The organism is Bradyrhizobium sp. USDA 4473 (assembly GCF_054063335.1).
In genome coordinates this window covers 6294304-6308159 of record NZ_JBSSGE010000001.1, presented here as the reverse complement: position 1 = coordinate 6308159, position 13856 = coordinate 6294304, and the positions used below count along the sequence as shown (strand labels likewise).

15 protein-coding genes and 1 pseudogene are annotated in these 13856 nt (G+C 66.2%); 11 read left to right on the top strand and 5 right to left on the bottom strand.

Annotated elements, in window-relative coordinates; all coding sequences use genetic code 11:
- Window positions 1–66 precede the first annotated feature (66 nt).
- Complete coding sequence (locus ACVW17_RS29905; protein WP_456755198.1) at window positions 67–672, top strand: TetR/AcrR family transcriptional regulator; 606 nt, start codon at window positions 67–69, stop codon at window positions 670–672.
- The gene (locus ACVW17_RS29900) at window positions 669–1130 is read left to right on the top strand and encodes a PaaI family thioesterase (protein WP_456755197.1); all 462 of its coding nucleotides are present in this window, start codon (window positions 669–671) and stop codon (window positions 1128–1130) included. The genes ACVW17_RS29905 and ACVW17_RS29900 overlap by 4 nt, the downstream gene beginning before the upstream one ends.
- A gap of 40 nt (window positions 1131–1170) precedes the next feature.
- Here ACVW17_RS29900 and rplI read toward each other — a convergent pair whose 3' ends face one another.
- From rplI to rpsF, 4 genes and pseudogenes are all read right to left on the bottom strand, one after another.
- On the bottom strand, window positions 1171–1773 hold the full coding sequence (rplI, locus tag ACVW17_RS29895; protein ID WP_456755196.1) for a 50S ribosomal protein L9: 603 nt from the start codon (window positions 1771–1773) through the stop codon (window positions 1171–1173).
- 52 nt (window positions 1774–1825) lie between these two features.
- Complete coding sequence (locus tag ACVW17_RS29890) at window positions 1826–2797, bottom strand: hypothetical protein (RefSeq protein WP_456755195.1); 972 nt, start codon at window positions 2795–2797, stop codon at window positions 1826–1828.
- Window positions 2798–2924: 127 nt separating this feature from the next.
- Window positions 2925–3164 (bottom strand): 30S ribosomal protein S18, encoded by a 240-nt coding sequence (rpsR, locus tag ACVW17_RS29885; RefSeq protein ID WP_016844287.1) that lies wholly within the window; start codon window positions 3162–3164, stop codon window positions 2925–2927.
- A 6-nt stretch (window positions 3165–3170) separates the two neighbouring features.
- Window positions 3171–3639 (bottom strand): annotated as a pseudogene (gene rpsF / locus ACVW17_RS29880) (30S ribosomal protein S6).
- 363 nt (window positions 3640–4002) lie between these two features.
- Between rpsF and ACVW17_RS29875 the strand changes: the two are divergent.
- The 9 genes from ACVW17_RS29875 (at window position 4003) to gmk (ending at window position 12612) form a co-directional block, all read left to right on the top strand.
- Entirely contained in the window at window positions 4003–4707 is a 705-nt protein-coding gene (locus ACVW17_RS29875; protein WP_456755194.1) for a TetR/AcrR family transcriptional regulator C-terminal domain-containing protein, read from the top strand.
- Window positions 4704–5729: a fatty acid desaturase family protein gene (locus ACVW17_RS29870; protein ID WP_456755193.1), complete on the top strand. Its 1026-nt coding sequence runs from the start codon at window positions 4704–4706 to the stop codon at window positions 5727–5729. Before ACVW17_RS29875 ends, ACVW17_RS29870 begins: the two co-directional genes overlap by 4 nt.
- Before the next feature lie 221 nt (window positions 5730–5950).
- Window positions 5951–6904 carry an ACP S-malonyltransferase gene (fabD, locus tag ACVW17_RS29865; RefSeq protein WP_456755192.1) on the top strand — a complete coding sequence of 318 codons (954 nt, stop codon included), beginning with the start codon at window positions 5951–5953 and terminating at the stop codon, window positions 6902–6904.
- 20 nt (window positions 6905–6924) lie between these two features.
- Window positions 6925–7662 (top strand): 3-oxoacyl-[acyl-carrier-protein] reductase, encoded by a 738-nt coding sequence (gene fabG, locus ACVW17_RS29860; protein ID WP_018271293.1) that lies wholly within the window; start codon window positions 6925–6927, stop codon window positions 7660–7662.
- 289 nt (window positions 7663–7951) lie between these two features.
- Entirely contained in the window at window positions 7952–8191 is a 240-nt protein-coding gene (locus ACVW17_RS29855) for an acyl carrier protein (protein ID WP_002716125.1), read from the top strand.
- 96 nt (window positions 8192–8287) lie between these two features.
- The gene (gene fabF, locus ACVW17_RS29850; protein WP_456755191.1) at window positions 8288–9553 is read left to right on the top strand and encodes a beta-ketoacyl-ACP synthase II; all 1266 of its coding nucleotides are present in this window, start codon (window positions 8288–8290) and stop codon (window positions 9551–9553) included.
- A 127-nt stretch (window positions 9554–9680) separates the two neighbouring features.
- On the top strand, window positions 9681–10940 hold the full coding sequence (mltG, locus tag ACVW17_RS29845; RefSeq protein ID WP_456755190.1) for an endolytic transglycosylase MltG: 1260 nt from the start codon (window positions 9681–9683) through the stop codon (window positions 10938–10940).
- Between the two features lie 127 nt (window positions 10941–11067).
- Entirely contained in the window at window positions 11068–11955 is an 888-nt protein-coding gene (locus ACVW17_RS29840; RefSeq protein ID WP_456755189.1) for a YicC/YloC family endoribonuclease, read from the top strand.
- Window positions 11956–11958: 3 nt separating this feature from the next.
- Entirely contained in the window at window positions 11959–12612 is a 654-nt protein-coding gene (gene gmk / locus ACVW17_RS29835) for a guanylate kinase (RefSeq protein ID WP_456755188.1), read from the top strand.
- Window positions 12613–12685: 73 nt separating this feature from the next.
- On the opposite strand, the gene ACVW17_RS29830 is transcribed toward gmk, so the two are convergent.
- Window positions 12686–13738, bottom strand: a complete 1053-nt coding sequence (locus tag ACVW17_RS29830) for a hypothetical protein (protein WP_456798196.1) — start codon at window positions 13736–13738, stop codon at window positions 12686–12688.
- Between the last annotated feature and the right edge of the window lie 118 nt (window positions 13739–13856).

The window sequence follows — 13856 nt, the reverse complement described above, 5'->3', positions numbered from 1 at the left end:
CCGGCGTTTTCGTTTGACCGCCGCTAGAGCAAAGCTCTAGAGTATTGATCTAGGTGGAGAGGCGAAGTGAGCACGGCACGCGAGGATCTGCTGGCGGCGGGATTGGCGGTGTTCGATCGCGATGGCTTCGAGGGCGCCACGGTCGCCGAGATCCGCTCCCGCGCCCGTGCCTCCAACGGCAGCTTCTTCCACTTCTTCACCTCGAAGAAGCAGCTCGCCGGAACCCTGTTCCTGGAAATCCTGCAGGCCTATCACGCCGCGATCATCACCTCCCTCAACGATACGCACGGCGCCAGCGAAGGCGTCGCGCGGCTGATCCACGCCCATCTCGACTGGGTCGTGACGTCCAGGCGCGAGGCGCGCTTCCTGTTCGAGATTTCGCGCAGCGAGTGGGGCGAGGAAGTGCGCGGCGCGCAGCGCAGCGAGAATTCGCGGCTCGCCGAGGCCATCGAGCGCTGGCGCGCGCCGCTGCTGGCGCGCGGCGAATTGCTGCCGATGACACCAATGCTGTTCTTCAGCCAGATCATCGGGCCGGCGCAGATCTTCTGCCGCGCCTATCTGTCGGGCCGCCACACCGGCGATCCGCGCGAGCAGGTCGAGACGCTGATCGCGTGTGCGATCCGCGCGGTGGTGGCGCCGGGTGCGCCGGGGCGAGCAGGAGGGACATCATGAGCGGGATCGATCCGGACTTCGCGCCGATCGCGACGCGGATTCGCGACAATGTCGGCCGTCAGGGTTTCATGGGTCTGGTCGGTGCTGAAGTGGCCGAACTGTCGCGCGGGTCATGCACGCTCGCGGTCGACCGCCGGCCGGAGCTGTTGCAGCAGCACGGCCTGTTCCACGGCGGCGTGACGGCGTTCCTGGTCGACAATGCCACCACGATCGCGGCGGCGACGTCGCGCGGCCAGCCGGCGCTGACGGCGGAGTACAAATTGAACCTGCTGTCGCCGGCGTCGGGCGATCGGCTGATCTGCCGCGCGCGCGTGATCAAGCCGGGACGCCAGGTCGCGGTCGTCGCGGCCGACGTGTTCTGCATCATTGACGGCAAGGAGAAGCACACCGCGACCGCCCTGGCCTCGATCGCAATGCTCGACGATCAGGCGGCGGCACGAATCCAAAGCCCGGCCTGATGAGGGCCGGGCTTCAGTCTGTTGAGCGATGGAGAGAGGCTTACTTCTCTTCGGCAGCCGGAGCCGGTGCGGCTTCGTCGTCGTGCTGGGCTTCCGGATCGAAGAACTCGCCGGCGGCGGCAAGCGCCTCGGCAGCGGCGTCCTGGTCTTCCTGGCGGGTCGAGATATCCTCGCCGCGCTTGATGCGCTCGGCCTCGTCGGCGGAGCGGGCGACCGTCACGGTGACGCTGGCCTCGACCTCGGGGTGAACCGCGATCGTCACCTTCTGCTGGCCGATCACCTTGATCGGCGAGTCGAGCCAGACCTGCGGCCGGGACACCGTCACGCCATCGGTCGCCAGCGCGGCGACAATGTCGCGCACGGTGACCGAGCCGAACAGCTGGCCGGATTCGGACGCCTGGCGGATGATGACGATGTCGCGGCCGTCGATCTTCTCGGCGACCTTGGCGGCTTCGCCCTTGGCCTTGATGTTGTTGGCCTCGAGCTCGGCCTTCATGCCGTCATACTTGGCGCGGTTCGCCTCGGTGGCGCGCAGGGCCTTGCCGCGCTTCAGCAGGAAATTGCGGGCGAACCCGTCCTTGACGCGCACGACTTCGCCCATCTGGCCAAGCTTGGCAACGCGTTCGAGCAGAATGACTTCCATTTTCGTTCTCCTTTGAGATGCTAAGTATCGGTTTAAGTGGTTGGATCGAATCTCACTCCGCCGGCAAAGGCGGCGGTCTGGTTTGCAGATAGCGCTGGCGCAATCCGAGCACAGCGTCGGCGATGCCGAGCGCGAAGATCGCCACGATCGGCCAGCCGAACATGACGACCACGGCGTAGATGCCGCCGAGCCAGAAGCCGCGGCTGGCAAGCGACAGCGTCAGCGTATGCAGCACCGCGAAGCCGACCAGCGCATAGGTGATCACGAGTGCCATCGTGACGATCTGCGCCAGCAGCGCCAGCATGCCGCCGACGAAACTGAGGGCTGCGGCCACCAGCAGCGCGACCAGCGTCATGGCGGGAAGTGCGGTGGTGCGGAGTTCCGGCCACGGCCGGTTCAGCCGACCTGAGGTTTGGGTGATCTTGCCGGCCAGCCACAGGTTCAGCGTCAGCGTGATCATCGCGATGACCGTTGCCGCGAGCGGCGCGAAGATCACCAGGACGTCGACCAGCCGTTCGATCTCTCCACTGGGCTGGCCCTGGTCACCAGCGCTGAGCATCTTGAGCAGGCCACGCCGCAACGTGCCGGTGATCGTGTCGGTATCGGTGCCGAGCGTGAGCAGCGCGGCGGCCGTCGTGATGATTGCGAGGCCTGCGATCCAGAGCAGGATGCGGCCGACGGGATACCATTCAAGCGCAGGCAGCTGTTGCGTGGCGCTATCGCCCGCTGCGGCCTCGATCGGCCGGCCGAGCAACGCGAGATGGCCGAGCCACCAGCCGGGCACAGCGACCATCATTGCAAATGCGATGCTGTGGGGAAGTCCGAAGATCGCGCCGAGCACGGATGCCGCACCGACACCGCCGATGGCGGCGGCAAGCGGGCTCCAGCCGAGCGCCGCCACCATGACCGGCAGCGGTGCGAGATAGAACAGCAGTATCGAGATTGCCGCGCCCGAACTGATCGAGGCGAACATCAACGCCGACGCGGCGCCGGCGGCAAGTGCAACGGTGAAGATCCCGATCATCAGCTGTCCCGCCCCCTTTGAGCGGTTAGGGGTCCTCTCTCGAGAACCCCAACCATCGGCGACCGGACGACCCGGAAGCCTTATGAGAATAAAGCGGCCGGCGGCTTATGCCGCCGGCCGGAAACGATTAGCGGATCACGTAGGGCAGCAGGCCGAGGAAGCGCGCGCGCTTGATGGCGCGGGCGAGCTCACGCTGCTTCTTGGCGGACACGGCCGTGATGCGGCTCGGCACGATCTTGCCGCGCTCGGAGACGTAACGCATCAGCAGCTTGGAATCCTTGTAGTCGATCTTCGGCGCATTCGCGCCCGTGAACGGGCAGGACTTGCGACGACGGAAAAACGGACGGCGGGCACCAGCATCAGCCATGATTCATTACTCCTCGGTCGCAGCTTCTTCGTCGCGCGGACGGCGCGGACCACGGTCGCCACGGAAGCCGCCGCCCTCGCGGTCACCACGGAAACCGCCTTCGCGGTCGCCACGGAAGCCGCCGCCACGGTCATCGCGCTCGCGATCACGGTCGGCCTTGCGCATCATCGCGGACGGGCCTTCCTCGTGCTCTTCGACGCGCACGGTGAGGTAACGGATGACGTCTTCGTTGATCCGCTCCTGGCGCTCGATCTCGGTGACGACAGCCGACGGAGCGTCGATGTTCATCAGCACGAAATGTGCCTTGCGGTTCTTGTTCATGCGGTAGGTGAGGGAGCGCACGCCCCAGCTCTCGGTCTTGGTGACCTTGCCGCCGCCCTGTTCGACAATGCCCGTCATCTGGGCCGTCAGTTCATCCACCTGCTGGGTGCTCGCATCCTGACGCGCGAGAAAAAACATGCTCGTAAAGAGGCATGGTTGTCCTTTCCTGTGTTGGCGCGGTTTCCGGCGACAAGCCCTTCGAGACCTTCGGAAAGGACTCGAGCTGCTCAGAAGGCGGGAGCACGGGACGACGGGCCGACTGGCCCTGCCACATCAAAATCAACGGGTGAGGAAATCAACGCGTGAGTTTGCTGAGACCGTCCGTTCAGCTCCCGGCCGGAGCCCACGAATGGCGCGCTTATACGGATTTTGGCCGCGAAAGCAAGCATGCGCAGCCGGTCTCGGCCGCTGGATTTGCAGGAGGGCGTAGCCCTCCGGGCAGGCTGACGCAACTTTCGGCCATTTCCCGTTGATTTCTTTGTTTGTATATCATACAAATATCTCGGGAGGACGATCAATGGGTTCGGAGACCGCCAGCGGCATGCCTGCGCCCGATCCGAAACACGCGGTGCGCGCGACACGGTCGGCGGGGCGCAAGATGCGCTCGCTGCTGCTCGATGCGGCCAGCCGCCTGTTCAAGGAGCGCGGGCTGTCGGGCACCTCGATCTCCGATATCGCCGCGGCCGCGGACGCCTTCCCGAGCCAGATTACCTATTACTTCCGCACCAAGGAGGCGCTGTTCGTCGAAGCCGCCAGCCGCGACATGCTCTATCTCGCGCGCGCGACCGAGCAGGCGGCCCTGAAGGCCCACACGCCGCGGGAGTACACGCACGCTTTGGCGGAAACCGTGACCGCGACCGACACGGTCGCCTTCTTCGCCGAGGCCCTGACGTTGACGCGGCGCCGACAGGATCTCGCGCCGCTGGTCGAGCGCACCATCGAGCGTCTGCACAGCGAAGGCGCGCGCGCCTATGCGGGCCAGGTCGAGCGTCACGGCTGGCGCTCGCTGCGCGCGCCCGAGGAGAGCTCGCGGCGCTTCTGGGCGATTGCGATCGGCGTGATCGTCGAGGGTTTTGCGATGGGGCGCGGCGCCGAGGAAATGTGTCGCGAATTGCTGCGCGCGCTCGGCGAGCAGGCAACATCGACACCGGCTGCTGACACGACGCGCCTGCGCCTGGTCGGCGATCCCAGCACTTCAACGGACGGGGAGACCAGTTCATGACCGCGCTGCGCATGCGTGCCCGCGATTTCCTGACCGAAGACGAGCTTGTGTCCGTGCGCGAGCGCACGACGTGGAAGGGCGTGGCCCTGATCGCGCATGCCTGGGTGCTGATCATCGGCGCAATCGCGATGGTCGCATGGTGGCCCAATCCGCTGACCTATCTGCTGGCGGTTGCGATCATCGGCTCGCGCCAGCTCGGCCTTGCCATCCTGATGCATGACGGCGCGCATGGCTGTCTCTCGGCCGACGAGAAGACCAATCTCACGCTGAGCCAGTGGTTCTGTGCGTATCCGATCTTCGCGGAAACCCGCGGCTATCGCCGCTATCATCTGCAGCATCACGCGCGGACGCAGCAGGAGGATGATCCGGATCTCGTGCTGTCGGCGCCGTTTCCGATCACGAAGATGAGCTACCGCCGGAAGTTCTTCCGCGACATCACCGGACAGACCGGCTACCAGCAGCGCAAGGCGCAATTGCTCAATGCGATCGGGCCGAAGGAGTGGCCGCTGTCGCGGCGCGCCGCCAACTTCTGGCAGAAGCTCGGGCCGCAATGCGTCACCAACGCGCTGCTGTTCGCGGGCCTTGCCGCCGCGGGCGTGTGGTGGGCTTACCCGCTGCTATGGCTGGTGCCGCTCTTGACCTGGATGATGGTGATCACGCGGATCCGCAACATCGCCGAACATGCCGTCGTGCCTGACAGCTCCGATCCCCTGCGCAACACCCGCACCACGCGGGCCAATATCCTCGAGCGGCTGTTCATCGCGCCGTATTACGTGAACTATCACCTCGAGCATCATCTGCTGTTCTACGTGCCTTGCTATAACCTGCCGCGCGTCCACCGCATCCTGAGCGGAAGCCGCTATGCCGGGCGGATGGAGGTGCAGCCGGGCTACGCGGCCGTGCTGCGGCTGGCGACCGCCAGGCCCGCCCATGAGGATCGTCCGGGCCAGCTGGTCAACAGCGCCCGCCGGGCGCGGGCCGGCGGCAAGGTTAATGCCGACCAGAATGCCGGCGGATTTTAGCGCCGAACCCGTCCGGCATCCCCAGGGTTCCTGCCGCGCGGCTTGACAGCGCGCCCCCCATCAGTGTCTTACGGCCCGGTCCGGAGCCGGTTGCAAGGATTGGTTGCAAGGGATCGGCTTGGACCCGCTGTGGCGCGCATCGCGCGAGGCGGATACCGTTTTCCCCTGCGGCAGGCGAGGCGCTTGCGCGGGGATCACGCTCAACAAGGTAGGGATCGCCGATGACGGCAGCATTTACGTTTCCCGGGCAGGGCTCGCAGGCGGTTGGCATGGGCAAGGCCCTGGCCGACGCCTTTCCGGTCGCCAAGGCGGTGTTCGACGAGGTCGATGCCGCGCTGGGCGAGAAGCTGACCGCGATCATCTGGGATGGTCCGGGCGACACGCTGCAACTCACCGAAAATGCCCAGCCGGCGCTGATGGCGGTCTCGATCGCCACCTTGCGGGTGCTGGAGAGCGAGGCCGGCTTCTCGGTCGGCCGTGACGCGGCCTTCGTCGCCGGACACTCGCTCGGCGAGTATTCGGCGCTGGCCGCCGCCGGCAGCCTGACCGTCAGCGATACCGCGCGGCTGCTGCGCACCCGCGGGCTTGCGATGCAGAAGGCGGTGCCGGTCGGCGCCGGTGCGATGGCCGCGCTGCTTGGCCTCGACTACGAGGCGGCGGTTGCGGTCGCCAATGAAGCGGCGCAGGGCCAGGTCTGCCAGGCCGCCAACGACAATGGCGGTGGCCAGGTGGTGGTCTCCGGCGACAAGGCGGCGGTCGATCGCGCGGTCGAGATCGCCAAGACCAAAGGGGCAAAACGCGCGATGCTGCTGCCAGTGTCGGCCCCGTTCCACTGCAAGCTGATGCAGCCGGCGGCCGATGCGATGGCGCAGGCGCTGTCCGCCGTCACCATCAAGGCGCCCGCGGCGCCGCTGGTCTGCAACGTGCTGGCCTCCGCGATCACCGACCCCGACGAGATCCGCCGCCGCCTGATCGAGCAGGTCACGGGCACGGTTCGCTGGCGCGAGTCGGTCGCCTATATGGCCGGGCAGGGCGTGACGCGGTTCTTCGAGATCGGCGCCGGCAAGGTGCTGAGCGGCCTCGTCAAGCGCATCGCCGACGGCGCGGTCGGCGTGTCCGTCGGCGGTCCGAACGATATTGCTGCGGCCAGGGATGCGCTGGCAGCGTCGGCGTAAAGAGCCGGAAGGAGAATTCGATGTTTGATCTGACTGGCAAGACCGCGCTCGTCACGGGCGCAACCGGCGGTATCGGCGGCGCGATCGCGCAGGCGCTGCATGCGCAGGGCGCGACGGTGGCGATTTCGGGGACGCGGCGCGAGGTGCTGGACGGCTTCGCGGCCAAGCTCGGCGAGCGCGTGCACGTGCTGCCGTGCAATCTCTCCAGCAAGGACGATGTCGAGGCGCTGGTGCCGGCGGCGGAAGCCGCGATGGGCCAGGTCGACATCCTGATCGCGAATGCCGGCATCACCCGCGACAATCTGTTCGTGCAGCTGCGCGACGAAGATTGGGACGACGTCATCGCGGTCAACCTGACCGCGACCTTCCGCCTCGCGCGCGCCGCGACCAAACTGATGATGCGCAAGCGCTTCGGCCGCATCATCGCGATCACCTCGATCGTCGGCGTCACCGGCAATCCGGGGCAGGGCAATTACACCGCGTCGAAGGCCGGCATCATCGGCCTGATCAAGACGCTGGGGGCCGAATACGCCAAGCGCGGCGTGACCGCGAACTGCATCGCGCCGGGTTTCATCAAGACGCCGATGACCGATGCGCTGAACGACAAGCAGCGCGAAGCCATCCTGGCCAAGGTTCCTGCGGCGCGGCTTGGAACGCCCGAGGATATCGCCGCAGCGGCGGTCTATCTGGCCTCCAACGAGGCCGCCTACGTCACCGGGCAGACGATTCACGTCAACGGTGGGATGGCCATGATTTGAGCTACTTACCGGTTCTCGCAATGCGGCGAAAAGCCGGTTTCGGGAGCCGGTTCAGGCGTGTAGTCAAGGCTTTGGAAGTATGGTAGCTGAACCCCCCGTGGATGGGCGAAGAACGCCATTGCAGGATTTTGAAACCCTGTATATTGGCGTGGCGACGCCTGCCGTTCGCCGGGGCTTTAGTCGGCTACGACCGGGCCGAATCAAGACTATGCGCGACTGAGTAATCGAGACGACCACGATGGCTCGTATCGTCTTGGGGTCGGGTCCAATGGAACAACGAGGTTGAACGATGAGTGAGATTGGCGAGCGGGTTAAGAAGATTGTGGTCGAGCACCTTGGTGTCGAGCCCGAGAAGGTGGTCGATAGCGCGAGCTTCATCGATGACCTCGGCGCCGACAGCCTCGACACGGTCGAGCTCGTGATGGCTTTCGAAGAAGAATTCGGTTGCGAGATTCCGGACGATGCGGCGGAGACGATCCTGACCGTCGGCGACGCGACCAAGTTTCTTGAGAAGAACGCGAAGAGCTGACGCCGATCGCGAAGTTGACGGGGCCGGACGGACCGCGGTCGAGCGGTCCCCCGGCTTCTTACTATTAGCCGCGCATTGCTGGCCGGAGACGTGGAAATGAGACGAGTTGTCGTCACGGGGCTGGGCATGCTTACACCGCTCGGCTGCGGCGTTGACGCAACTTGGGCGCGTATCCTCGCCGGAGACAGCGGCGGCAAGAAGATCGACACCTTCGAGGTGTCGGACCTGCCGAGCCAGATCGCCTGCTACATTCCGCGCGGCGACGGCTCCAATGGCACCTTCAATCCCGATCAGTGGATGGAGCCGAAGGACCAGCGCAAGGTCGACGATTTCATCCTCTATGCGATGTGCGCGGCCAAGCAGGCGCTTGATGATGCCAACTGGCATCCGACCTCCGACGAGGACCAGTTCGCCACCGGCACGATGATCGGCTCCGGCATCGGCGGCCTCACCGGCATCGCCGAGACCGCGGTGCTGCTGAAGGAGCGCGGGCCGCGCCGGGTCTCGCCGTTCTTCATTCCGGGCCGCCTGATCAATCTGGCGTCCGGTTATGTCTCGATCGAGCACGGCCTGAAGGGTCCCAATCACGCCGTCGTCACGGCGTGCTCGACCGGCGCGCATGCGGTCGGCGACGCGGCGCGGCTGATCGCGCTCGGCGACGCCGAGGTGATGGTTGCGGGCGGCGCCGAATCGCCGATCTCGCGCATCGGCATTGCCGGCTTCTGCGCGGCGCGGGCGCTGTCCACCGGCTTCAACGACAACCCGACCAAGGCATCGCGGCCCTACGACAAGGATCGCGACGGCTTCGTGATGGGCGAGGGCGCCGGCATCCTGGTGCTCGAGGAGTACGAGCACGCCAAGCGGCGCGGCGCCAAGATCTATGCCGAGGTCACCGGCTACGGCCTGTCGGGCGATGCCTTCCACATCACGTCGCCGCCGCCGGACGGCAATGGCGGCTTCCGCAGCATGAGCATGGCGCTGAAGCGCGCCGGCCTTGCCGCATCCGATCTCGACTACATCAATGCGCACGGCACCTCGACGCAGGTCGGCGACGAGATCGAGCTCGGCGCGGTCGAGCGTCTGCTCGGCAATGCGGCTTCCAAGGTTTCGATGTCGTCGACCAAGTCCGCGACCGGGCATCTGCTCGGTGCGGCCGGCGCGATCGAGGCGATCTTCGCGATCCTGGCGATTCGCGATAATGTGGTGCCGCCGACCATCAATCTCGACAATCCGTCGGTGCAAACCGCGATCGATCTCGTGCCACACACGTCGCGCAAGCGTGACGTCAATGTGGCGCTGTCCAATTCCTTCGGTTTCGGCGGCACCAACGCCTCCGTGATCGTGCAGCGCGTGACCAATTAGTAGGTCTTTACAACTAGTCCACCGTTTTGCCGTATTCCGCGGTGACTCCTAATAGCGGGCGTATGCTATTGGCGGGACAGGGGTTTGTCCGGCCACGATTCAACCGGCAGGATATTGGTTTGCATCGATGAGTGAGAGGCCGCCCATTTCACCGAGGAGTCCCCGCGCGGCGCTGGAGCCCGAACAGGTTCCGCCGCCGCCCAAGCGTTCGGATCGCGCCCGCAATCCCTTCGTGATCGTCGGCAATGCCATCTTCACGATCCTGATCATCCTGATGCTCGGCGCCGGCGCGACGTACTACTACGGCAAGCAGGCGTTGGAATCGCCGGGACCGCTGCAGGAAGACAAGATCGTCAACATCCCCGCGCGCGCCGGCAAGCGCGACATCGCCGACGTGCTGTCGCGCGAGGGCGTGATCAACGTCAATCCGTGGGTCTTCATCGGCGGCGTGTTTGCGCTGAAGGCGAGCTCCGATCTCAAGCCTGGCGAATATTCGTTCCAGAAGAACGCCAGCCTGCGCGACGTCATCGCCACCATCGTCGACGGCAAGGTGGTGCAGCACGCCATCACGATTCCCGAGGGCCTGACCTCCGAGCAGATCGTGTCGCGGCTCTCCGACAACGACATCTTCACCGGCTCGGTGCGCGAGATCCCGCGCGAGGGGACGCTCTTGCCGGAGACCTACAAATTCCCGCGCGGCACCACGCGCGATCAGGTGATCCAGCGCTTGCAGCAGGCGCAGAAGCGCGTGCTCGCGGAGATCTGGGAACGCCGCAATACCGATACCCCGCTGAAGTCGCCGGACCAGCTGGTGACGCTTGCCTCGATCGTCGAGAAGGAAACCGGCCGTGCCGACGAGCGCAGCCGCGTCGCCGCCGTGTTCGTCAATCGCCTGCGCCAGCGCATGAAGCTGCAATCCGACCCGACCATCATCTACGGGCTGGTCGGCGGCAAGGGCACGCTGGGACGGCCGATCAAGCGCAGCGAGATCACGCAGCCGTCGCCCTACAACACCTATGTGATCGACGGCCTGCCGCCCGGACCGATCGCCAATCCCGGCCGCGCCTCGCTGGAGGCGACCGCCAATCCGGCGCGCACCCGCGACCTGTTCTTCGTTGCCGACGGAACCGGCGGCCACGCCTTCACCGAGACCTACGACCAGCACGCCAAGAACGTTGCCAAGCTGCGCGCCTCGGAAAAGCAGATCCAGAACGACACCGTCGAGCCTGCGGATGATCCGGCGCCTGCCGCCGCGGCGCCGGGCGCAGCGGACACCAATCCCACGGCGACCACGCCGCCGAAGCCCACCAATCAGAAGAAGCCGCCGCGCAGCGGTCGCCAGGGCGCAGCCCAGCAGACCACCTCGCCGCCCGTCGTGCAGCGCTAACTTCTCGTTTCCCGGAAGTGGACGTAATTCCACTTTCACGGAATCCGTCTTAAGATCGCACCGGCCGCTCACGAGTCCCGCAGGCTCGGGGTGAGTCTCAAATCATTCTGTTGGAGAGTTTCACGCGATGGCGCTGTCGAGCATGACTGGCTTTGCCCGAAGCCATGGCGCGAGCGGTCCCTATACGTTCGAGTGGGAGCTGAAATCGGTCAACGCCAAGGGCTTTGACCTGCGGCTGCGGCTGCCGCCCGGCTGGGACGAGCTGGAGGCGCTGGCCAAGAAACGCGCCGGCGAGGTGCTGTCGCGCGGCACGGTCTACGCCAATCTGAGCGTCAAGCGCACCGACGCGGCGCAGACCATCCGCATCAACGAGGACGTGCTGGCCGCCGTAGTGAAGGTCGCGGGTGAGCTCGCGCAACGCATCGACGCGGTGGCGCCGAGCATCGACGGATTGCTCGGCATCAAGGGCGTCATCGAGGTGGTCGAGCCCGAGAGCAACGAGGACGAGGACAAGGCGGCGCGCGAGGCGGCTGCGATGGCCTTCGAGCAGGCGCTCGCGAGCCTCGTCGAAATGCGCCGCCGCGAGGGCGATGCGCTGGGCCAGATCCTGATGCAGCGGATGGACGAGATCGAGCGGCTCGCCAGGCGCGCAGAGGCTGCGCCCGGCCGCAAGCCCGACGCGATCAAGGCGCGGCTCGCCGAGCAGATCGCGGCCCTGCTCGAGACCTCCGATCGCTTCGACGCCGACCGGCTCAGCCAGGAGGCGATCTTGATCGCGACCAAGGCCGATATCCGCGAGGAGCTCGACCGCATCGCCTCGCACATCACCCAGGCGCGCGAGATGATCGGCAAGGGCGGCCCGGTCGGGCGGCGGCTCGACTTCCTCGCCCAGGAATTCAACCGCGAGGTCAACACCTGCTGCTCGAAGTCGAACGACGTCGAGCTGACCAATACCGGGCTTGAGATGAAGAACGTGGTCGAGCAGTTCCGCGAACAGGTCCAGAATCTGGAGTGAATGATGACGGCGCAGGGTTTTGACGGCGTAGAGCGGCGCGGACTGATGTTCGTGCTGTCGTCGCCTTCTGGCGCCGGCAAGACGACGCTGTCGCGCATGCTGCTCGAGCGCGAGCCGGGCCTGAAAATGTCGGTGTCGGCGACGACGCGGGCGCGGCGTCCGGGGGAGGTCGACGGTCGCGACTATTTCTTCGTCGACCGGCAGACGTTCGAAGCGATGGTCAAGCAGGATGAATTGCTCGAATGGGCGACGGTATTCGACAATCTGTACGGCACGCCGCGCGCGCCGGTCGAGGCGGCACTGTCGGTAGGACAGGACGTTCTGTTCGACATCGACTGGCAGGGTACGCAACAACTGCACCAGAAATCGGAGACCGACGTCGTGAGGGTCTTCATCCTCCCGCCGTCGGCGGCCGACCTTGAGAAGCGCTTGCATACGCGGGCACAGGACTCGGAGGAGGTCATCCGTGGGCGGATGAGCCGGGCTTCCGACGAACTGAGCCATTGGGCCGAATACGACTACATCGTGGTCAATCAGAACGTCGACGACGCATTTGCTGAAGTGCAGTCGATTCTGAAGGCCGAACGGCTCAAGCGCCAGCGGAGAACGGGCTTGACCGAGTTCGTACGCGACCTGCGACGCCAGCTCGAGAAGTAACGCTGCGGGATGGTGATGCGATCGCAGGGGATCGCATCACCCCCGTTCCGATTCCATCGGAACGGAAACGGCTCTAGTTCGCCGCGCTGCGCGCCAACCGCTGCAGCATCGCCGCGATCTGCCGGTTGTCCTGCTCGGTCTGGGCCGGATCACGTGCCGCCTCACGATGCGGCGCCGGCGTCTCGGCGCGGCGCGGAATCGGGGTCTCGGCACGGCGCGGGGTGGCCTCCGACAGGCGCAACGGACGGTCGCGGCTGACCAACGCCATCGGCGGCGCCGGCTCGGTGTGCAGCGAATCCCAGGGCGCCTGCCACTCGTCCTTGATCTGGTAGGGCGGCGTCCGCGTGCGCGTCAGGCGGAACACCAGCGCGCTGACCAGGCCGGCCAGCGCGAGCGCACCGATCATCACGATCAGCAGCATCTGGGTCGAGGACGATGACTTGTCTGCGGGCGCCTCGGCCGCAGCGGGGGCCGCTGGTGCCGGCGCGGCCGCTTGCTGCGGCGTCGTGTCGGCCTGCGCGACCACGGTCGGCTGGTCCGCGGCGTGCCGGGTGCCGTTGGTTCCGGCCATGCTCGATGCGTCCAGCCACCTGGCGTTGACGTCCGATGGCTGGGCGTTCGCGCCGGCAGGTGCGGCTGATGCCGCCGAATCGGTCGGCGCCGGCGTGCCGCCAGCCTGGCCTGCATCGGGGCTTGCGACGGGGGCGGCAGCCTGCTGCGAGGGCCATTCGGCATGGGCGTTGGCAACCGATTTGCGCATCGTCGGTTGCGGCGCCGGCTGCGCTGCCGGCGCCGGCTGGCTCGGTGGCGGCGCTGCGTCGGCTGTCGCGGTGTCGGGCGCGGCCGCGGGCTGCTGCTGCGCCGTGGCGGTCTTGGCGACAACCTTGTTCCTGGCATCACCGAGGTACCAGCATTTCTTCTGGGTGCTGCGGTCGAGGTGATAGAACCAGTGGCTCCCCGCCGGCGCCGTTCCCTTCGGCCCGGACTGACAGGTGTCGGCCGTCTTGGCATTCGCCGTATTGGTTTCCGCCGGCGTGGCGGCGTTCTGGGCCACGGCGCCGAAGTTGGCCCCGGCCACAATGCTGGCGGCAAGCGCCGCAGCGAATTTCGCTGAACGATTTGACATACGCGTCCCCGGTATTCTTTTTTACGCAAACGCTGGTGACGCCAATCTCGGTAAAGAGTTGGGTCGCAATGCGCCGCAAATCCGGAACGGGTAGGGCTTAATTGAGGCTCGTAGCGCG